The sequence below is a fragment of the Leifsonia shinshuensis genome (assembly GCF_031456835.1).
Taxonomy (GTDB): domain Bacteria; phylum Actinomycetota; class Actinomycetes; order Actinomycetales; family Microbacteriaceae; genus Leifsonia; species Leifsonia shinshuensis_C.
Genome location: NZ_JAVDVK010000001.1, coordinates 2524811 through 2544467 on the forward strand (window position 1 = coordinate 2524811; position 19657 = coordinate 2544467).

Below are 19657 nucleotides of genomic sequence, written 5' to 3' on the forward strand. Positions count from 1 at the left end.
TGGTTCACGAGAGAATCGCGTCATCGTCGCCGGGACGACCCGTCTTCATCGGTGAGGGGTGCTGGGTCGGCTTCTGGGATCGCCTCTCGGGTCACGGTCCGCCATGAGCGGGAGCGTGACGGAGCCCGCCGATGACGCATCGGCGGGCTCGTCTCGTTCGATCAGTCTTCGTCGGTGAGCGCCCCGGGCGTCTCCTCCGCGACCGCCGTGCGCGCCTTCCGCTTGAACGGGCCGATCATGATGCGGAACATCACGAACAGTGTCGCCACGCTGCCCGAGAGCATGAAGACGGTCCCGAAGACGGCGTGTGTCCAGTCGAACCCGGCCTGGCCCCAGGTGATGGTCGCCGCGGTGATCATCCCGATGCGAGCGAAGTTGATGACCAGGATCATCCCGGCGGCGACGGCCACGCCGATCAGCCAGCGGCTCCACTGGAGGCGCGCGAGAACGGTGATCAGGGTCGCGCTCAGGACGAGGACCGGGATCAGCACCATCAGTGCGGTGCACTCGGCGGTGATCTGGAGCCCGAGGTAGTGGCTGGGGGTCTGACGGATCACGACCTGGTCGCGGAACGCGAACACCCCGTCTCCGAGGAACGGCTTGACCAGAGCTGTCATCACCGTCGCCTCGCCGATGCGGAACGCCTGCTGTCCGATGACGAGCAGGACGCTCAGCGCAATCAGCGCTGCGCCGGCGGCGGCACGGACGATTCGTCGGCCGGGGGACAGCGGCTTCACGCCTTCGGGCGTTTCGGGGGAACGGGTGCGAGCGAGAACTGCTGAAGCCATGGGCGGCGACCTCCACGTGTGCGTGTTCGTCCGGCACGGCGCGCAACCGGATCAACTACAGAGACGAGAGGGGCGGGGACGCCATGACGGCGGGGAAAGCGGGGCCAGGCAACTGACAGGTACGGGCCGGGGGTCGCGCGCGTGGGCGTCGGAGATTTGTGCCAAATCGTGGTTTTGGGATCGTCGGAACCAAGATTTGTGCCAAAACGCGGTTTGGGAGCGTCACAACTCAGATTTGTGCCAAATCGCGGTTTAGGGAGGCTCGAAAGCGAGATTTGGCGCAAATCGTGGTCGGGAGGAGGTGCCCCGACGAGCGGTCAGCGCAGCGCGCGGATGCGGGCGATGCCGTCGCGCACGAGGGCGGGCAGGTCGAGTGGCTCGTCGGACGACACCCAGCGCTCGAAGGCCAGGTGGAAGGCGGCCAGCGCGGCCTGCGCGGCGATCGACGCCTCCACCGGGTCGACGCCGCGGTCCTGCAGGGCCCGGGCTGCGGCGGACCCGACCGTCGACAGCTTCAGCAGCTCGCGCTCCTGGAGGCTGGGGTTGGCCGCGATCACGGCGGCGCGGCGACGGGGGAAGTCGGGGTCAGGCTGGTTCTGGATGAAGCCGGCGGCCGCCTCGAAGCCGGCGGCGGCCGCATCCAGCGCGGAAGCACCGGGCGGAGCGACGGCGATCGCGGTCAGCACGGCCTCCTTGAAGAGGTCGGACCCGGCGAACAGCACCTCGCGCTTGTCGGCGAAGTAGCGGGGTGGTGCACGCGGTGGCGGAGGAGGGCGTCCCGTCGCGCGCCATCGCCGAGGCGATCGGACATGGTGCCGACGTACCCGTCGCGTCCATCCACCCGGCGGAGGTCGAGTCGCACTTCGGCTGGATCGGCGCCTTCTTCGGGCTCGACATCCCCGCATCGAGCGCGCTCACGCGGCAGCGGCTGGGCTGGGAGCCCGTCGGCCCGACCCTCCTCGAGGACCTCGCGACGCCCTCCTACTTCGCGCGGGCGGCCGCAGCGGCGCGCTGAGCGCCGGCGCGCGGCCGGCCGCCTGGCACCGGCGGGCGAGATTTGGCACAAATCGCGGTATTGGAAGCGCCATAACCGCGATTTGGCACAAATCTCTGGGGAAGCGCGGGCTCACGTCACAGGGAGCGGGACATTCGTCACGAATGGCGGCGTGGGATGCGACAGAAGCGACATTCGGCACGAATCGCGGGACCGACGCGGCGCGCCCCGCGCGACACGCGCCGGCGAGTCGTGAGTGGATGCGCGAATCGGCGCCGAGTGGCGACATGTAGTCACCACTCGGCGCCGAGGCGCTCAGACCGGGCCGGCGGCCGGGCCGGTGCGCGGCGGCGCCGGCGGCGTAGCCGGCGGCGCGGCCGACGCGCCGGGCGGGGCGGCGGTCTGGCCGGGGTTCACCAGCACGTCGTCGAAGGTCGCCTTCTCCTCGGGGGTCCGCTGATCCCAGGAGGGGTGCCGGATCGCGTAGAAGATCAGCGGCGGCACGCCCAGGATGATGACGACGACCGCCACCAGCAGCGGATACGCCCATCCTGGAGCCCCGGCCGCGAAGCCCGCGGGCGGCACGAAGCCGAGCGCGAATGCGGCGAAGCAGGCGAGGAACCCGATCGTCGCGATCAGGCCCATCGCCGGGGTGCGGTACGTGCGGACGACCTGCGGATGCGTCCGCCGCAGCCGCATGGCCGCCGCGAACATGAGCATGTACATGATCAGGTAGAGCGCCGCGGCCATGTCCACCAGCAGGATGAACGCGGTGTTGATGTTCGGCACGAAGATGAACAGCGCCGCGAGCAGCGTCACCACGATGCCCTGCACGTTCAGGATGCCGACCTGCACGCCCGCCTTGTTCCGGCGCTGCAGGAACACCGGCAGGTAGCCGGAGCGGGCCGCGGCGAGGAGGCCGCGGGACGGTCCGGCGATCCACGTCACGACGGACGCGAAGGCGCCGAGGGCGATCAGCAGCGAGATCAGCGGGACGGCCCAGCCCATCCCCCAGGCGTCGAAGTACGTCTTGAACGCGAGGTTGATGCCGGTGGTCAGCCCGAGCTCCGACGACGGCACCGCGACCGAGATCGCGATGGTCGGGAAGATGAAGATGCCCAGGATGAGGATCGACGAGATCAGCACCGTCTTCGGGTACCCGCTGCCCGGGTTCTTCAGGTCGTTCGCGTGCACGGCGTTCACCTCCATGCCCGCGTAGGCGAGCACATTGGAGACGATGAGCACGATCGAGGCGATGCCGGTGAAGGGCGGGATGATCGCGGAGGCGGTCAGCGGCGTCTCGCTCGGGTGGCCGGTCCCGAGCCAGATGATCCCGAACAGGATGAGCAGCACGCCCGGGAAGATCGTTCCCGCCAGCCCCGACCACGACCCGACCTTCGCGAACAGGTTGCCGCCGCGGAGGGTGATGTAGGTCGAGAACCAGTAGATGACCAGGATGACGACCGCCGTGTAGAAGCCGGAGTTCGCCAGGTTCGGGTCGAGGAACACGAACGCCAGCGACGCCGCGATGAAGGCGATCTGCGTGGGATACCAGACCACGTTCTGCACCCACTGAAGCCAGATCGCCTGGAATCCCCACTTCTCGCCGAACGCCATCCGCACCCAGGTGAAGACGCCGCCCTTCCAGCCGGTCGCCAGTTCCGCGGCCACCAGCGCCACCGGGATCAGGAAGAAGATCGCCGGGATGATGAACAGCGTCACCGAGCCGAGGCCGAAGCCGGCCATGGCGGGGAGGCTGCGCAGCGAGGCGACGGCCACCACCGTCAGCATCGCCAGCTGCGTCAGGCTCATGAACTTGGTCGCGGTGGTGCCCGGGGCACCGATGGCCGGCTTGTGCGGAACCGCGTCGAAGGGATGCGGCTTCACGTGGTCGGGGGAAGGCGCCGACGTTCCGTCGGCCCGTGTCTGCCGAGCCGCGGCCTTGCCGGGCTCGCTCGTTGCCGTCATGATTCGCTCCCCGCTCGTCGATGAAGGTCCGTGGATGTGGCTCAGTGGATGACTCAGTGCGTGAAGGACTGGACCTGGCCCTCGACCGGCATCGGAGCCTCGAGGCGGTCCAGGTAGTCGGCGGCCTCGCGGATGTCGACCACCAGCGACTCGGCCAGGTTGCGGCTGAGCCCGTTGCGGACGACGATGCGCTGCACCGTCAGGTCGGCGATGTCGTCCGGCATCGGGTAGGCCGGGATGAGCCATCCCTTCAGGCGGAGCCGCTCGGACAGGTGGTAGAGGTTCCACTTGTCGGTGTGGCCCTTCTTCAGCTGCCAGGCGAAGACGGGGATGTCGGAGCCGTCGTTCCACAGCTCGAACGCCGGCATCTTGGCGATCTCGCTGGAGAGGTAGAGGGCGACATCCTGCGACGCCTTCTGGACGCGGTAGTAGCCGTCCCACCCGAGCCGGAGGAACAGGTAGTACTGCAGTAGCACCTGTGCGCCCGGGCGCGAGAAGTTCAGCGCGAAGGTCGGCATGTGGCCGCCGAGGTACGTCACGTCGAACACCAGGTCGGAGGGCAGGTCGTCGACCGTGCGCCAGACCACCCAGCCGAGCCCGGGGTACACCAGGCCGTACTTGTGGGCGGAGGTGCTGATCGACACGACCCGGTCGACCCGGAAGTCCCACTCGAGGTCCTTCTGCAGGAACGGCGCGATCATCCCGCCGGAGGCGCCGTCGACGTGGATCTTGATGTCGAGTCCCGTGTCGGCCTGGATGCGGTCGAGCGCCTTCGAGATCTCCGCGACCGGCTCGTACATCCCGGTGTAGGTGACGCCCATGATCGCGACGACGCCGATGGTGTTCTCGTCGACGTACTTCTCGAGGTCGTGCCCGTCGAGCACCTTGTGCTCGTCGCTGATCGGCACGTAGCGGGCCTCGACGTCCCAGTAGTTGCAGAACTTCTCCCAGCACACCTGCACGGCGCTCGACATGATGAGGTTCGGCTTGTCGGTCGGCTTGCCCGCGGCGCGCCGGGCCTGCTGCCACCGGCGCTTCAGGGCGAGACCGCCGAGCATGCACGCCTCCGACGAGCCGATGGTGGAGGTTCCGATCGCCTTCTCGGGGTCGGGAGCGTTCCACAGGCCGGCGATGATCTTCCAGCATCGCGTCTCGATCGCGGCCGTCTGGGGGTACTCGTCCTTGTCGATCATGTTCTTGTCGGCGGACTCGGCGTACAGCCGGGCGGCATGGTCGTCCATCCAGGTGCCCACGAACGTCGCCAGGTTGAGGCGTGCGTTGCCGTCGAGCATCGACTCGTCGTGCACGATCTGGTAGGCCGTCTCGGGCAGCGACTCGCTGTCCGGGATGCGGTCGACGGGCAGGTCGGTGTCCTCACCGGGTCGGGCGAAGATCGGGTTCAGCTGGGTGCGGTCGTTGATGCCCGTGAAGGCGGTGCTGGGCGACGACGCTGCGGCGGACTTCTCTCCAGGCTCTGCGATGGTCATGGGTTCGTTCACTCCTCGCGGCACGTTCCCGGCTCGCGCGAGGTTCCCCCGGTCCGCCACCGCGTCGGCCGTGCCCTGGCCCGGCGTGGCACGGCACACGCTAATCACGCCCGTTGGGGCCGCGAAAGACAGTTCCCGGTGTCAGGATCCGGAGCGCTTGAGGGTGCCGATGGTGCTGCCGCCGGTGTCGAGGACGGTCATGGTGTCGCCCTTCACGTTGCCGGTCGCGGCCTTGCTCAGCCAGGTGTCGACGCCCTCGCAGTGCTTCATCGTGGAGGCGATCGCGCCGAAGGTGATCTCGTCGCCGTCGATCTGACCCTGTCCGCTCAGCTGGTTGCATCCGTCGCTCCCGGCGAACGTGCCGTCGTTCTGGATGTCGAGGTTGGGCTGACCGGACGACGTCGAGCCCCAGCGGCCGACGACCGCGGCGCCGCTCGGGGTGCCCGCGCATCCGGCGAGTAGAAGGACTGTGGCGGCGAGGACGGCCGCGGTGCGGGCTGTGGTGATGCGGTGGTGCTGGAGCATGGTGCCTCCCGGCTGATCCCCTGTCTTTGCGCGAAGGGTAGCGCCGGGCGCGGGCGGAGCGACAGACGTCACTCCGCGGGCGGGAGGTCCTCGGCCGGGAGGTCCTCGGCGTGAAGGTCCGCGGGCGGCTGGTCCGCGGGCGGCCTGTCCGCGGGCGGCCGGTCGGAGGGCGGCCGGTCGCCGAGCACCTCGTCCACGATGGCGAGGAGCTCCGGCCGGGCGAGGATGCGGAAGTGGCCGCCCACGTCCAGTTCGATGTTGCGGGCGCCGTCCAGCCGGCTTCCGCCGGGGACGTGGGGGTCGAACCAGCCCCAGACGGACACGATCTGCGCGTTGACGGCGCGGCTGAGCGCGAGGCGGACGATGCCGGCGGTGTCGGGCATGAGGGCCCGCACGCTGGGCAGCGGGATGAAACGGGCGAGCGACGAGCCGGCGTACGGGGTGGCCACGGTGACAGCGGTGAGGATGCGCGGCCCGGAGTCGGGCATCCCCATCAGGTACTTGGCGACGAGCCCGCCCTTGCTGTGGGCGACGATGACGACGTCGCTCAGGTCGTGCTGTTCGAGGTGACGGTTCACGAGTGCCGCCGCCTCGGGCACGGACATGCGGTTGTCCTCGAGCGCGGTGACGACGTGCACCGGGTGCCCGGCGGCGTGGATGTGCTGGGTCAGTGGGCGCAGGAAACGCCAGGTCTCGAAGATCCCGGGCAGCAGGACCACCGGGGCCTTGTGCCCCGCGCCCGCGACGAGCGCGTCGGGCGTGCTGCGGTCGAGCAGGGCACGCAGCTGGTAGCGGCCGGCGTAGAGGTAGTCGAGCACCACCACGCCGGCGCGCCGCAGCAGGGTGCGTTTCATCGGGTCGCGTCCGGTTCCGGCATCGCGTCTCGTCCCGGCGCCGCGTCCGCTTGCTGCGAGGCGTCGCTTCCGGGCGCCGCGACCAGGCTCGCGATGAGCTCTGCCGTGCGCCACGGCGCCCCGTGCATCACGAGGTGCGCGACGCCGGGCACCCGCGCGGCCCCGCCCCCGGAGCGCTCGGCGAGCGCATCCACCCAGCCGTCGCGGGCGATCGGGTCGCGTCCACCGCGCACCACGAGGGTGGGGACGCTCACCCGCTCGATCTCCCGTTCCGTCTCGTAGCCGAGCATGGCGGGGAGCGTCGCCAGGTACCAGCGGACGCCGCAGTGCAGGTAGTCGCCGATGACGATGCGGTTGCCGCGCGCGTCCTCACGGAGCGTGTCGAGGCCGAGCAGCGCACCGGCGCGGAGCGGATTGCGGTCGTCGGGCGCCATCACGGGTCCGAGCAGGGCGAGGGCGCGGACGAGGTCGGGGCGCCGGTCGGCCAGGCAGACGGCGACCTGCGTTCCCATCGAGTGCCCGACGATCACCGCTTCGGACACGCCGAGGCCGTCGAGCGCCCGGGCGACGGCGTCCGCGAACTCCTCGATGGAGAACCCGAGCCTCGGGCGCAGCGGGCGCGCCTTGCCGAAGCCCGGCAGGTCGACCGCGATCACGCGTCCCTCCTCGGCGAGCGCCGGCACCAGCCGCTCGAAGTACCGGGAGCTCACGCCGATGCCGTGGACCAGCACGAAGACGGGGCCCGCGCCGGCACTACGACCGGCGTCGCCACCGGTGTCCACCGTGACCACGGCTGCGGGTGTCGGCAGGGGGTCTCGGTCGGCGCTCACCCTCCCACGGTACTCACCCGCGGTCACGCCGCCTCACGCCGACGGGTCGAGGACGGTCTTCAGCCATCCCTCCTCGCGGCGGTCGAAGCTGCGGTAGGCCTCCAGCGCGTCCGTCGCCCCGACCTCCTGCGTGATGAAGCGCGTCGGATCGAACAGCCCGGCGGCCACCAGGTCGATCAGCGGTGGCGTCACGGCGCGGTGGTTGCAGTTGCCCATGCGGACGGTGAGGTTCTTGTTCATCGCCGCGCCGATCGGGTAGTGCGTGAGCTGCGGCGAGTACACGCCGATGATGCCGATGCGCCCCGCCTTCGCGACGGACTCGACGGCCCACTGCGAGACGAGGGTCGGCGCATCCCCCGGGACCCACTGGTCCTCCTGCACGTTCGTCTCGGGCGCGACCTCCTGCTGCGCCTCCTGGAACTCCGGCTCCTGCTCCTGCGTCTGCTCGGCCGCCGGCCCGCTCTTCGGGCGCTGCGCATCCACGCCGACGGCGTCGATCACCGCGTCGACACCGGCGCCCCGCGTCAGCTCGAGGATGGCGTCGACCGGCGCCTCGGCGTTGAAGTCGATGATCTCGGCGTTCTGATCGAGCGCCTGAGCGAGGCGGGTCTCAATGCCGTCGACCGCGAACACGCGGCCGGCGCCCTGGCGGAACGCCGAGGCGATCGCGAGCTGACCCACGATGCCCGCACCGAAGACGGCAACGGTGTCGCCGCGCTTCACGGCGGCGAGCTCCGCACCGAACCACGCGGTCGGGAAGATGTCCGACAGCAGGATGGCCTGCTCGTCGCTCACCGCCTCCGGCACCGGGATGAGCGTGTGCTGCGCCCACGGCACGCGGGCGTACTGCGCTTGAAGCCCGTTCACCGGGCCGGTCGTCTCCGGGCCGCCGAAGAATGACGTGCCCGCGGCCGGTCCGTTGGGATTGGCGACGTCGCATTGCGCCGTGTTGCCCGCGCGGCACTGCGGGCACACCCCGCAGGAGATGGTGGAGCACACGATCACGCGATCGCCGGGCGAGAAGCCGCGCACGGCATCCCCCACCTCTTCGACCACGCCGACGGCCTCGTGACCGAGCACCGTGCCCGGCTTCATGCCCGCCATCGTGCCGCGGATCATGTGCAGGTCGGTGCCGCAGATCGCGCTCGTCGTGATGCGGACGATCGCATCCGTCGGCTCCTGGATGGTGGGGTCGGGTACATCGTCGAGCCGGATGTCTCCGACTCCGTGCCACACGATCGCCTTCATGTTCTCTCCTCCCGGTCGTTTCTCCAGACTGGCGCGACGGTACGCGCGACGGGCGGGGGTTCAGGAACCCGTTGAAAACCCGCGCAAGAGGCGTAGCTGTGGAGGAGAAGTACTAGCCCCACTCGCAGCGGAAGGAGTACCACAGGATCATGCCCGCTTCACAGGAGCTCCCCTCGACGCTCGAACGGTCGGAGAAGCACGCTCAGGCGCTCTGGTCGAAGGCGCACGACTCGGCCGTGGAGGAGTACGGCGAGGGCGAGCGCGCCCACCGCACCGCGTTCTCCGCCCTCAAGCACGAGTACGAGAAGGTCGGCGATCACTGGGAGCGCAAAGCGAAGAACGGCCCGTCCGACCGCAAGGCGGCGGGCGGACGCGGCACGCGCGCGAAAACCCAGGAGGGCGTGGATGCGAACGCCTCGAAGTCGCACCTGCTGGACGTCGCCAAGCGTCTGGACATCTCGGGCCGCACCCGCATGACCAAGGACGAGCTGGTCGACGAGATCAAGAAGGCGAACCGCCGCGAGACGGCGGCGAAACGGAAGAAGAGCTGACATGGGCGATGTGATCGCGTTCATCCTGTGCTTCCTGCTGTTCCTGGTGGGGATCTTCCTGCTGGGACTGGCGGACACCCTCCCGGCGTTCCAGGGCCTCGTGTTCTTCGCGGGCATCCTGTGCATCGCGCTGTCGTTCGGCATCCCGGTGCACGTGCTGGGACACGCCGACTGAGGGTTGCCCGGCAGGGTGTGCAGGACGCTCGCGATCACGGGACGCCCGGGGTAGCGTGGAGCGATGGCTGACTTCACCCGGCTGCACAGCCGGACGTCGGAGCCGGCGGAGGCCGATGCACTTCTCGCCGCCGCGGGCGGCCGGTTCGCGTTCGCCTCGGAGCCCGACGGCGGCTTCTCGTTCGCGGTCGATCAGGCGGTCGACCCGTCGTTCTCGATCGGCCAGTTCAGCATCGGCGGCGAGTGGGAGGCGTCCGGCGACTTCGACGACATCGTCATCGTCAATGTGACGCGCGGCAGCTACCTGTGGGACATCGACGGGAAGCGGGGCGTCGCACCCGGTTCGCCGTTCCTCATCCGGCCCGGGCACGACTTCACCTGCTTCGCCGAGGATGCCGACATCGTCGACATCTTCCTCCCGCCGGCGATGCTGCAGGATGTGGCGCGCACCACGTACGGGGACGAGGACCTGACCGTGGTGTTCGACGGTCCGGAGACGACCAGTCCGCGCCACGCCGCCTACATGATGACCGCCGCGACGGTGGCCGCCGAGTACGTGCAGTCGGGCACGTTCCGCCACCCGCTGGTGCGCGCGAGCCTGTTCCACACCCTCTCGATGGCGGCGCTGCAATGCTTCCCGCTCAACGGCGACCCACGGGAGCGGCCGTTGAGCCCCGCCGGTCAGCGCGAGACGTACCGCGCCGCGGTCCGCTTCATCGAGGACCACGCGTCGCTCCCGATCACGGTGACGGACATCGCGGGCGCGGTCGGCGCGACGATCGCCCAGCTGAACTCCTCGTTCCGCTCGCACGGCGGCACCGGCGCGCGTGCCCACCTGCAGACGGTCCGGCTGTCGGCCGCACGGACCGACCTCCTGGTCTCCGACCCCGTGACCACCGATCTGACCGACCTGGCCGCGCGGTGGGGGTTCCCCGACGCGGACCGGTTCACGCGCCGCTACCGTGAGCAGTACGGAGAGGCGCCCGCGGCGACTCTCGCGCGCTGATGCGCAGTCCACGGCGCTGACGAAGGAACCGTCCGGGTTCGTAGAATCCCCGGATGGATGTGCGGCGCCCCTTCGCCCTGTTGTGGATCTCGCAGGCGCTCTCGCAGTTCGGGACGAGCGTCTCGTCGCTGGCGTACCCGCTCCTCATCCTGGAGCTGACGGGATCGGCGGCGCAGGCCGGTCTCGTCGGCGCGGTGGTCGCCGTCGCGGGACTGGTGACACGCCTCCCCGCGGGGTCGCTGGCCGACCGGCGGCCGCCGCGCCCGCTCATGCTCGCTGCCGACGCCGCCCGGGCGATCCTCCTCGCCGTGCTCGCCGTGTCCGTCTCCGCCGGGCTGGCGGGTATCGGGCCCGTGCTGGTCGTCGTCGGCCTCGAGGTCTGCGCCGGAGCGGTGTTCGGGCCGGCCGAGTTCCGTCTGCTCCGCGCGATCAGCGCACCGGAGGAACGGGCCATCGCGGTCGGGCGGATGCAGTCCCGCTCCCAGCTGGCCGGGCTCCTCGGACCACTGGCGGGAGGGGTGCTCTTCGGGATCGCGCCCTGGCTGCCGTTCGCCGTCGACGCGCTGAGCTACGCCGCCTCGTTCGCCCTGGTCGCGGCCCTGCCGAGGGCGGCGTCCTCGGTGGACTCCGGTGCGGGCGCCGTCCCGGGCCGAGAACGGAAGTCCGCCTGGCGCTGGCTGCGTCGCGACGGCTTCCTCCTCCCGGCCGCCCTGTGGGTCGCCGCGCTGACTGCGACCTTCTCGGCGGTCGGCCTCATCGTGATCGTCGTCGCCCAGGACCGCGGGGCGGGCAGCGCAGCCATCGGTCTGATGTCGAGCATCAGCGCCGCCGGAGGCCTGGCGGGCGCGCTGCTCACCCCGGCCATCCAGCGGCGGCTCCGGCCGGGCGCCGTCTTCCGCCTCGCCGCGCTCGTCGACACCGCCGCCACCGTCGCCCTGCTGCCCCTGCAGTCGCCGGTGCTGATCGGGGTCGCGGGGGCGGTCGCCTTCTTCTCCGCGCCCGTTGTCGCGGCGTCGCTGTTCGGGGAGGTGTCCGTGCGCGTCCCTGACGCGCTCGTCGGGCGTGCGCAGTCGAGCATGGTGCTGGTGGTCGGGCTGCTGGCGCCGGTGACGCCGGTGCTCGCGGGGCTCGTGCTCGACCGCTCCGGCTCGACCGGCGGCATCATCGCCTGCGCGACGGTCTTCGCCGTGCTCACGGTGGTGTCGCTCGTCCTCCCCGCGTTCCGGCGTGCAGCGGCGGACGCGCGCTGATGTCAGCCCCCTCCCGGAGCAGCGGCCCGCGGTGTACCGAGGAGGTATGGATCACGACGAAGCCCCCGTGCTGGACGCCCTCGCCGACTACCACCGCCTGGATCGCTACGGCTTCACGCCGCCCGGCCACCGCCAGGGCCGCGGCGCTGACGAGCGGGTGAACGCGGTCCTCGGCGGAGCGCTCCGGGAGGACGTGCTCGCGACCGCGGGGCTCGACGACCGGAAGTCCTCCAACGGCTACCTCTCGAAGGCCGAGGAGCTGATGGCCGACGCGGTCGGGGCCGATCGTGCGTTCTTCTCCACGTGCGGCAGCTCGCTGTCGGTGAAGGCGGCCATCCTCGCCGTCACCCGCGGCGAGGGCGAGCTGATCATCGGACGTGACGCCCACAAGTCGACCATCGCCGGCCTCGTCCTCTCCGGCCTCCAGCCGCGGTGGGCGTCGCCCCGCTACGACGAGGAGCAGCACATCGCGCATCCACCCGGACCCGACGAGTTCGAGCGGATGTGGCAGCGCTACCCCGACGCGTCGGCCGCCGTCGTCACCAGCCCGACGCCCTACGGCACCTGCGCGGACCTCCGCGCGATCGTGGAGATCTGCCACTCCCGCGGCAAACCGGTGATCGTCGACGAGGCGTGGGGCGCGCACCTGCCGTTCCACGACGACCTGCCGACGTGGGCGATGGATGCGGGCGCCGACATCTGCGTCGTCAGCGTGCACAAGATGGGCATCGGCTTCGAGCAGGGTTCGGTCTACCACCTGCAGGGATCGCTGGTCGACCCGGTCCGGCTGTCGCAGTGCGCCGACGTTCTCGCCACGACGAGTTCGAATGTGCTGCTCTACGCGGCGATCGACGGCTGGCGCCGCCAGATGGTGCAGCACGGCACCGAACTGCTGACGGACGCGCTGGCGCTGACCGAGCGGACTCGCGCGGCGATCGAGCGCATCCCGGGGCTGCACGTGCTGCGGGATGAGCTGCTCGCCGAGGAGGCGTCGCACGACCTCGACCCGCTGCACGTCCTGATCGACGTGCAGGGGCTCGGCGTCTCGGGCTACCAGGTGGCGGACTGGCTGCGCGCCGAGCACCGGCTGGATGTGGGCATCAACGACCACCGGCGCGTGGAGGCGGTGATCTCGACCGCCGACGACGAGCAGACGACGAAGCGGCTCCTGGACGCGCTCGAGGCCCTGCCTGACGCTGCGGAGTCGATGCCCGCACCGAGCCCGGTATCGCTGCCGTCGAAGGCCGACCTCCGGCCGGTCATGGCGTCCCTGCCCCGCGACGCCTTCTTCGGCCCGGTCGAGACCGTGCCTGCCGGCGAGGCCGCCGGTCGCATCGCCGCCGAGCAGGTGACGCCCTACCCGCCGGGCATCCCGGCGCTGCTGCCCGGCGAGGTGATCAACAGCGCGGTCGTGGACTACCTGCGCACCGGGCTGGCGGCGGGAATGGTCATCCCGGATGCGGCGGACGCGAGCCTCGAGACCTTCCGAGTGGCCCGGAGCCTGCCGCATCCGGAGTGACCGTCACTCCTTGTTGAGCTTGTCCTGGACGGCGCCGGCGACCTTCTCGACGGTGTTGGGCAGCTCCGTCGTCCCGTAGAAGCGGGAGTCCGGGTGCGTGGGCGGCGGCATCGGCACCGTAGCTTGCGGCCCGTCGAGGTAGGTGAACTCCCCCTTGCCGTCGGGCGTCGGACCGCTCGCCCAGCGTCCCTCGGCGGCCGCCGCGCCGTCCGAGAAGTTGATGTACTCGTACGCCACGTCGCGGTCCTCCTTGCTGAGCGGGAAGTTGCTCGGGACCGGCAGGTCCTCGGTGCCCTCCTCGCGAAGCTCGGCGGCGGCGGCGATCCACTGGTTCTGGTGCATCGTGTCCCGGGCGAGGAGGAACGAGAGGAGGTCCCGCACCCCTGCGTCGTCGGTCATGTGGTAGAGCCGGGCGACCTGGAGACGGCCCTGCATCTCCGCGTTCGCGTTGGCGGTGAAGTCGGCGAGCAGGTTGCCGCTGGCGGTGATGAAGCTGCCCTGCCAGGGGTTCCCGTTGCTGTCGACCGGGCGCGCTCCCGCGCCTGCGACGATGGCGTGCTGCACATCGGTCCCGCCCACGACGGCGGCGACGACCGGGTCGTCCTGGACGGCGTCCTCCGTGATCCCGAGCGGGGACTTCTCCAGCAGCTGGGCGATCATGACCGCCAGCATCTCGACGTGACCGAACTCCTCGGCCCCGATCCCGTACAGCAGGTCGCGGTACTTGCCCGGGATGTGGGCGTTCCAGGCCTGGAAGCCGTACTGCATCGCCACGGTGATCTCGCCGTACTGGCCGCCGAGCACCTCCTGCAGTTTGCGTGCGTAGACCGCGTCCGGCTTGTCCGGCTTCCCGGTGTGCTGCATCTCCTGACGGTGGAAGAACATTCGCGGTTTCCCCTTTCTGGTTGGTGCTTCCAGAGGAGCCCCGGAATCGGGATGACCCCAGCCGTTGACAGTCCGGTGGGCCGGGCGATTAATGGGCGTCAGTTTCGTGCCCGCCATCCAGCCGGGCCTGCTGGGTAGCATGGTCCCCGATCCGATGTCCGGAAGACTGGAGGGGGAAGCAGTGCAGACCGACGAGCTCACCGCCGTCCGCGTCCTCGAGGGGCCGCGGGTGCGTCTCGTGCCGCTCGGCCCCGAGCACTTCGACAGCGTCTGGGAGGGACTCCACGACGCCGAGAGCATGCGGCTGACGGGCACCCGCACCCGGTTCACGGAAGCAGCGGTCGCGGCGCATCTCGCCCGCATCGGCGCAGCGGACGACCGCGCCGACTGGGCCATCCTGGATCGGTCCACCGGCGACTACCTGGGCGAGATCGTGCTGAACGAGCTCGACGAGGACAGCGCCTCCATGAACACCCGCATCGCACTGGCGCCAGGCTTCCCGGGCCGCGGGTACGGCACGGAGGCGATGACCGTGATGCTGGACCACGCGTTCGCGGAGATCGGCCTGCACCGGGTGGGGCTGGACGTCTACGCCTTCAACCCGCGCGCGCTCCGCTCCTACGAGAAGGCGGGGTTCGTGGTCGAGGGACGGCAGCGCGACACCCTGCTGTGGGAGGGCGAGTGGACGGACTCGATCCTGATGTCGGTGCTCGCGACGGACCCGCGCCCGACGTTCCGCTGACGGGTCTGCGGGCGCGACTGTGGGCGCGACTGCCGCGCGCTGTCACGTCTGCGGCTGCGCGAGCGGGCGCAGACGTGACGGGACGTGGCGGTCGCGTTGCGCACGCGGGTCAGGCGCGTGGGCGCAGGCCCGGCGCAAGCGGCAGCAGCGCCGCGACGACGGAGGCGGCGGTCGCCGCGACGAACGGTCCGGGCGCGCCCAGCGCATCCCCCAGCACGCCGGCCACAGCCGTCCCGGTCGCGCCGCCGACCAGACCCGCGGTGTTCAGCCAGCCGAACGCCTCCGGGGTGGATGCCTCCGGCAGCGCCGCGGACACCATCGCGTACAGCGCGGCGAGGGACGGGGCGAAGCCCAGCCCCGACAGGAACAGCACGGCGTAGAGCAGCGGGATGCCGGGCACCAGTCCCGCGGCGGCCGTCGCCACCGCCACCCCGCCGAGCACCGCGGCGAGCCCGCGCGGCCCGATGCGGCGGTGGCCGAACGCGACGCCGCCGATCAGCGAGCCGAGGCTGGACACGGCGATCGCGAGGCCGGCGAGGATGCTGTCGCCGGCGAAACGTGCGATCAACGCGATCTCGAGCGCGGCGAAGGACGCGATCAGCGCGAAACTGGTCGCCGCGGCGAGCCGCACAGACCGGGTGAGCAGCACCGTTCCCGGCCGGGTCGGGTTGCGCGGCAGCCGCACGCCCGCGATGTGCGGGGTGAGCAGGAACCACACCGTTCCGCCGAGGGTCACGGCCGCGGCGAGGATCAGGGGCGCTCGCGTCGACACCGTGCCGCTGAGCAGGGTGGCGACGACCGGGCCCGTGATCCAGATCAGCTCCTGCGCGGACGTGTCGAGCGCGAACAGCGCGGGCACTGCGCGACGCGAAACCAGCCGCGGGTACAGCGCGCGCACCACCGGCATCAGCGGGGGCACCGAGCATCCGATCATCGCGCCGAGCAGCACCATCAGCAGCGGGAGGGGCGGCCCGAAGGCGAGCAGCAGCATCCCTGTGGCGTTCACGACCGCCGCGACGAGAACCGGCGGGCGGATGCCGAACACCCCCACCGAGCGGCTCACCAGCGGCATCGCCACCGCCTCGCCGACGCTCACCGAGGCGACCACGAGACCCGCCAGGGCGTACGACCCGCTGGCCTGACGCACGTGCAGCAGCACCGCGAGCGACAGCATCCCGAGCGGGAAGCGCGCCACCAGCTGCGAGACCGTGACCCGCAGGACACCGGGGACGCGGACGAGCTCCAGGTACGTCCGCACCCCGCTACTTGCCAACGCCGCCGGCGAGACCGCGCACGAAGTAGCGCTGGCACACGAAGAACAGGATCACCATCGGCAGTGCGGCCATCACCATCCCGGCGAAGACCACCGGATACTGCGTGCCGTTCTTCGACATCATGTCGGCGAGTCCGACCGGCAGCGTCTGCACGCCGGTGCCGCTGGTGAAGATCATCGCGAACAGGTACTCGTTCCAGTTCTGCAGCACGTTGAGGACGATCGTCGTCGCCACGATCGGCATGCTCATCGGCAGGATGATCCGCCAGAACGTCGCCGCACGCGAGGCGCCGTCGATCGAGGCCGCCTCATCCACCTCGCGTGGCAGGTCGAGCATGTACGCCCGCATCAGGAACACGGTGAACGGGATGCGGAACGCCGTGTAGAGGATCAGCAGGCCGAAGAACGTGTCGTAGAGACCCCACGCCTGGAACAGCTTCACCAGGGGGATCAGCGCGACGGTCGGAGCGAGCATCAGGCCGGCGAGCACGACGATAGTGAAGGTGCGGTTCAGCGGAATGTTCACGCGGGTGAGGCCGTAGGCCGCCCAGGCGCTGATCAGCTCGGTGATCAGCGTCGCCAGCACCGTCAGCGAGACGCTGGTCAGGACGAAGTCGCCGACGCCCTGGTTCCAGGCCTTGCCGAAGTTCTGCCAGAGCCACTGGCTCGGCAGGGCGAACGGGTTGCCGAAGAGCTCGGCGTTCGTCTTCAGCGCGTTGGTCACCATCCACAGCAGCGGGTAGAGGACGACGACGGCGAGCGCGACGAGCAGCGCCCAGACGAGGGCGGCGCGGACGCCGCGGCCGAGACGGGCGAGGGCTACCATTCCACTCTCCTCTTGCGCGAGTAGGCCAGCTGCGCGGCGGCGAGCAGCAGCGTGATGACGAAGATGGCGACGCCGATCGCGGCCGCCGAGCCGAAGTCGTTGGTGACGAAACCGGCGTGGTACAGCCACGTGCCGAGCACCTGACTGGAGTTGTTCGGACCGCCGCTCGTCATGACCATCACCTCGTTGAACACCTGGAAGGCGCCGGAGATGGTGACGATCATCATGAGGCCGGTCATCTCGCGCACCAACGGGAGCGACACCTGGAAGAAGCGGCGGATCGGGCCGACGCCGTCGAGGTTCGCCGCCTCGTACAGCTCCTGCGGGATGCGCTGCAGCGCCACCGAGAACAGCAGGACGCTGTAGCCGAACCCCTGCCACTGGCTCATCGCGATGATCGCGAAGATCGCCGTACTCTCGTGGCCGAGCCACGCCTGCGAGAACTGACCGAGCCCGACGTTGTCGAGGAAGACGTTCAGCATCCCCGTCTGCGGCTGATAGATGAAGTAGAAGAGGAGGCCCGCGACGGTCAGCGAGATCGCCGACGGGATGAAATAGATGGCCCGGAAGGCCTTGCGCCAGCGGTCGCTGCGCACGCTCTCCACGATCGCGGCCAGCACGAGTGCGCCGAAGACCTGGAAGACGATCGACAGGGCGGCGTACCAGGTGTTGTTGCCGAGGGCGCGCCAGAAGACCGGGTCCTGCGCCAGCTGGGCGTAGTTGTCGCCGCCGACGAAGGTCTGCTCACCGCTGTAGATGTTCCACTTGAGGAAGCTGAAGACGATGTTCTGGATCAGCGGCCAGTAGACGAAGACGGCCAGCACCGCCAGCGCGGGGATGAGCCAGACAAGTCCGCGCCAGCGGGCGCCTCCGCGGTTGGCGGCCCGAGGCGACGTGCCGCCGGGTGCCGGGGCCGTGCGGCCGCGACCCGGGCCCGCGAGGGGCTGGGTGCGCGGCCGCACGGGGGCCTGGGGCGCCTGCGTGGTGGTCATTTCGCCTTCTCGGACGCCTGTCGCACGGCCTTCAGAGCGGCCTCGGGGGTGAGGCTGCCGGAGACGAGACCCTCCGAGACGGAGACCCAGGCGTCGCCGACGGCCGGGACGTTGGCCATGTCGAGCCAGACGACGGTCGACTTCGCGTCGTTCACCAGCTTGGTGCCCTCGGCGACCGCGGGGGTGGCGATCTGGTCGGTGACCACATCCTTCACCGCGCTCGGCTGGCCGTACGGCGGTGAGGAGAGCGTTGTGGCGTTCTTCTCGTTCATGACGAACTTCATGAAGTCGAGCGCCAGGGCGGCGTTCTTGCTCTTCTTGTTGATCATGTAGCCCTCGGGCGCGGCCTCCAGGGTCGAGGTGTCGCCCTTGGCGCCGGACGCGGCGGGGAGCTGGAAGATGCCGAAGCCGTCCTTGGCGAGCTGGCTGTCCTTCGTGTTCACCGAGTCGAACTCGATGAGCTCCTGGTAGTACATGGCCGCCTTGCCGGTCGCCTGCTGCTGCTGCGCGGTGGTGTACGTGACTCCGTTGGAGTTGGACGCATCCCCCGTGCACTGGGTGACGAGCTGCTGGAACTGCTTCATGCCCTGCAGGTAGCCGGCGTCGGTGTACTTCGCGGTCGTCGGCAGCAGGTCGGCCTCGAGGGTCTTCTGCGGGACGTCGTAGGCGAACAGCTGGCCGAGGTAGTGCAGGCCGGGCCAGCCGTCCTTGTTGCCGAAGGCGATGGGCACGTAGCCGGCGGACTTGATGGTCGAGCAGTCCGAGATGAGCTCGTCGAGCGTCTTCGGCACGTCGAGCCCGAGGTCGGAGAAGATCTTCTTGTTGTAGCCCATGAACTTGCCGTCGACGTACTGCGGGATGCCGTAGTACTTGCCGTCGTACTTGAAGGCGTTCAGGGATCCCTCGCCGAAGGTGTCGCCCCACGTCGTGCCCGGCGCGATGACCGAGCTGAGGTCGACGGCGAGACCGTTGGCGGCGAAGTTCTCGCCCCAGTTGCCGGCGTAGCTGAAGTAGATGTCGGGCAGCGACTGCGAGCCGATCAGGACCTTCTCCTTGTCCTTGATCGCGTTGTCGTCGGTCTCCTGCGCGAGGGTGATCTTCACATCCGGGTGGAGCTTCTTGTAGTCCTTCACCAGGTTCTCGAAATACGAGCCGAGCGGGTCGCCCGCCGCCGCGGTGAGGATGCTGATGCTGCCGGAGAAGTCCGGCTTCGCGGTGATGTCGGCGGACGCTCCGCCGCCGGACGAGCACGCGGTGAGCGCGAGCGCCATGACGCCCGCCGCTGCTGCCGTGATGGCCCTTGTGGTGTTCTTCACGCTCATCTCCCGTCGTGCGGGTCGTGCGGTCGGGATCTCCGCTGACCCGTCTTTGGATCGGTCCTCGCCGCTCCCTGCGGCCGGTTGCGATGACTATACGTGATTTTGGTACCGGTATCAACACTGCCCAATCGCGGACGTGCGGGCGTGGTCGCGTCGCGAAGGCGCGGCGGTGTCGCGACATTCGTGACGAATGCGCATCCTGCGCCGCCGGGCGGGAGCATTCGTGACGAATGCGCATCCTGCGCCGCCGTGAGGGAGCATTCGTGACGAATGTCTCCTCGCAGCGGTGCGGGCCGCCGGCGACATTCGTGACGAAACGGGGCCACGATGCGCGTGGAGCCGCCATTCGTGACGAATGCGCGCCCTGCGTTGCGGGGCGTGGCGACGATTTGTGCCAAATCGTCGTTATGGGGCGGCGAAAACCAC

Annotated in this window: 20 protein-coding genes; 7 read left to right on the forward strand and 13 right to left on the reverse strand. The window is 70.0% G+C overall.

From position 1 onward, the window contains the following. Positions 1–161 precede the first annotated feature (161 nt). Together J2W45_RS12195 and J2W45_RS12200 are read right to left on the reverse strand one after the other, a co-directional pair. On the reverse strand, positions 162–788 hold the full coding sequence (locus J2W45_RS12195) for an archaeosortase/exosortase family protein (RefSeq protein WP_310132223.1): 627 nt from the start codon (positions 786–788) through the stop codon (positions 162–164). 317 nt (positions 789–1105) lie between these two features. After that, positions 1106–1510 carry an acyl-CoA-like ligand-binding transcription factor gene (locus J2W45_RS12200; RefSeq protein WP_310132225.1) on the reverse strand — a complete coding sequence of 135 codons (405 nt, stop codon included), beginning with the start codon at positions 1508–1510 and terminating at the stop codon, positions 1106–1108. 26 nt (positions 1511–1536) lie between these two features. Here J2W45_RS12200 and J2W45_RS12205 point away from each other — a divergent pair, with 26 nt between their 5' ends. Then, complete coding sequence (locus J2W45_RS12205; RefSeq protein WP_310132227.1) at positions 1537–1803, forward strand: Rossmann-fold NAD(P)-binding domain-containing protein; 267 nt, start codon at positions 1537–1539, stop codon at positions 1801–1803. A 294-nt stretch (positions 1804–2097) separates the two neighbouring features. Here the strand turns inward: J2W45_RS12205 and J2W45_RS12210 are convergent, their stop codons facing one another. The 6 genes from J2W45_RS12210 to J2W45_RS12235 form a co-directional block, all read right to left on the reverse strand. After that, entirely contained in the window at positions 2098–3750 is a 1653-nt protein-coding gene (locus tag J2W45_RS12210; RefSeq protein ID WP_310132229.1) for an amino acid permease, read from the reverse strand. Between the two features lie 53 nt (positions 3751–3803). Beyond that, a complete protein-coding gene (locus J2W45_RS12215; RefSeq protein WP_310132230.1) occupies positions 3804–5237 on the reverse strand; it encodes a glutamate decarboxylase in 1434 nt (477 codons plus the stop codon). 141 nt (positions 5238–5378) lie between these two features. Further along, complete coding sequence (locus J2W45_RS12220) at positions 5379–5762, reverse strand: META domain-containing protein (RefSeq protein ID WP_310132232.1); 384 nt, start codon at positions 5760–5762, stop codon at positions 5379–5381. 68 nt (positions 5763–5830) lie between these two features. Next, on the reverse strand, positions 5831–6616 hold the full coding sequence (locus J2W45_RS12225) for a PGAP1-like alpha/beta domain-containing protein (protein ID WP_310132234.1): 786 nt from the start codon (positions 6614–6616) through the stop codon (positions 5831–5833). Next, positions 6613–7446: an alpha/beta fold hydrolase gene (locus J2W45_RS12230; RefSeq protein WP_310132236.1), complete on the reverse strand. Its 834-nt coding sequence runs from the start codon at positions 7444–7446 to the stop codon at positions 6613–6615. The genes J2W45_RS12225 and J2W45_RS12230 overlap by 4 nt, the downstream gene beginning before the upstream one ends. A 33-nt stretch (positions 7447–7479) precedes the next feature. Continuing rightward, on the reverse strand, positions 7480–8694 hold the full coding sequence (locus J2W45_RS12235; RefSeq protein ID WP_310132237.1) for a zinc-dependent alcohol dehydrogenase: 1215 nt from the start codon (positions 8692–8694) through the stop codon (positions 7480–7482). A gap of 149 nt (positions 8695–8843) precedes the next feature. Here J2W45_RS12235 and J2W45_RS12240 point away from each other — a divergent pair, with 149 nt between their 5' ends. From J2W45_RS12240 to J2W45_RS12260, 5 genes are all read left to right on the forward strand, one after another. After that, the gene (locus J2W45_RS12240; protein WP_310132240.1) at positions 8844–9245 is read left to right on the forward strand and encodes a ChaB family protein; all 402 of its coding nucleotides are present in this window, start codon (positions 8844–8846) and stop codon (positions 9243–9245) included. Between the two features lies 1 nt (position 9246). Continuing rightward, the gene (locus J2W45_RS12245) at positions 9247–9420 is read left to right on the forward strand and encodes a hypothetical protein (protein WP_310132241.1); all 174 of its coding nucleotides are present in this window, start codon (positions 9247–9249) and stop codon (positions 9418–9420) included. A 63-nt stretch (positions 9421–9483) separates the two neighbouring features. Beyond that, positions 9484–10425, forward strand: coding sequence for a helix-turn-helix transcriptional regulator (locus tag J2W45_RS12250; RefSeq protein ID WP_310132243.1), 942 nt, complete (start codon positions 9484–9486; stop codon positions 10423–10425). A gap of 53 nt (positions 10426–10478) precedes the next feature. Next, on the forward strand, positions 10479–11675 hold the full coding sequence (locus J2W45_RS12255; protein WP_310132244.1) for an MFS transporter: 1197 nt from the start codon (positions 10479–10481) through the stop codon (positions 11673–11675). Positions 11676–11721: 46 nt separating this feature from the next. After that, the gene (locus J2W45_RS12260) at positions 11722–13194 is read left to right on the forward strand and encodes an aminotransferase class I/II-fold pyridoxal phosphate-dependent enzyme (RefSeq protein WP_310132246.1); all 1473 of its coding nucleotides are present in this window, start codon (positions 11722–11724) and stop codon (positions 13192–13194) included. A gap of 3 nt (positions 13195–13197) precedes the next feature. On the opposite strand, the gene J2W45_RS12265 is transcribed toward J2W45_RS12260, so the two are convergent. Beyond that, a complete protein-coding gene (locus J2W45_RS12265) occupies positions 13198–14079 on the reverse strand; it encodes a manganese catalase (protein WP_310132248.1) in 882 nt (293 codons plus the stop codon). Positions 14080–14260: 181 nt separating this feature from the next. On the opposite strand from J2W45_RS12265, the gene J2W45_RS12270 reads away from it, so the two are divergent. Then, positions 14261–14821, forward strand: coding sequence for a GNAT family N-acetyltransferase (locus J2W45_RS12270; protein ID WP_310132250.1), 561 nt, complete (start codon positions 14261–14263; stop codon positions 14819–14821). Between the two features lie 109 nt (positions 14822–14930). On the opposite strand, the gene J2W45_RS12275 is transcribed toward J2W45_RS12270, so the two are convergent. The 4 genes from J2W45_RS12275 to J2W45_RS12290 are packed head-to-tail and all read right to left on the reverse strand — an operon-like array spanning position 14931 to position 19234. Beyond that, positions 14931–16079: an MFS transporter gene (locus tag J2W45_RS12275; protein WP_310132251.1), complete on the reverse strand. Its 1149-nt coding sequence runs from the start codon at positions 16077–16079 to the stop codon at positions 14931–14933. A 4-nt stretch (positions 16080–16083) separates the two neighbouring features. Beyond that, positions 16084–16920 carry a carbohydrate ABC transporter permease gene (locus tag J2W45_RS12280; protein ID WP_310132253.1) on the reverse strand — a complete coding sequence of 279 codons (837 nt, stop codon included), beginning with the start codon at positions 16918–16920 and terminating at the stop codon, positions 16084–16086. Beyond that, on the reverse strand, positions 16914–17912 hold the full coding sequence (locus tag J2W45_RS12285; RefSeq protein WP_310132255.1) for a carbohydrate ABC transporter permease: 999 nt from the start codon (positions 17910–17912) through the stop codon (positions 16914–16916). The genes J2W45_RS12280 and J2W45_RS12285 overlap by 7 nt, the downstream gene beginning before the upstream one ends. Further along, on the reverse strand, positions 17909–19234 hold the full coding sequence (locus tag J2W45_RS12290) for an ABC transporter substrate-binding protein (RefSeq protein ID WP_396427087.1): 1326 nt from the start codon (positions 19232–19234) through the stop codon (positions 17909–17911). The genes J2W45_RS12285 and J2W45_RS12290 overlap by 4 nt, the downstream gene beginning before the upstream one ends. Between the last annotated feature and the right edge of the window lie 423 nt (positions 19235–19657).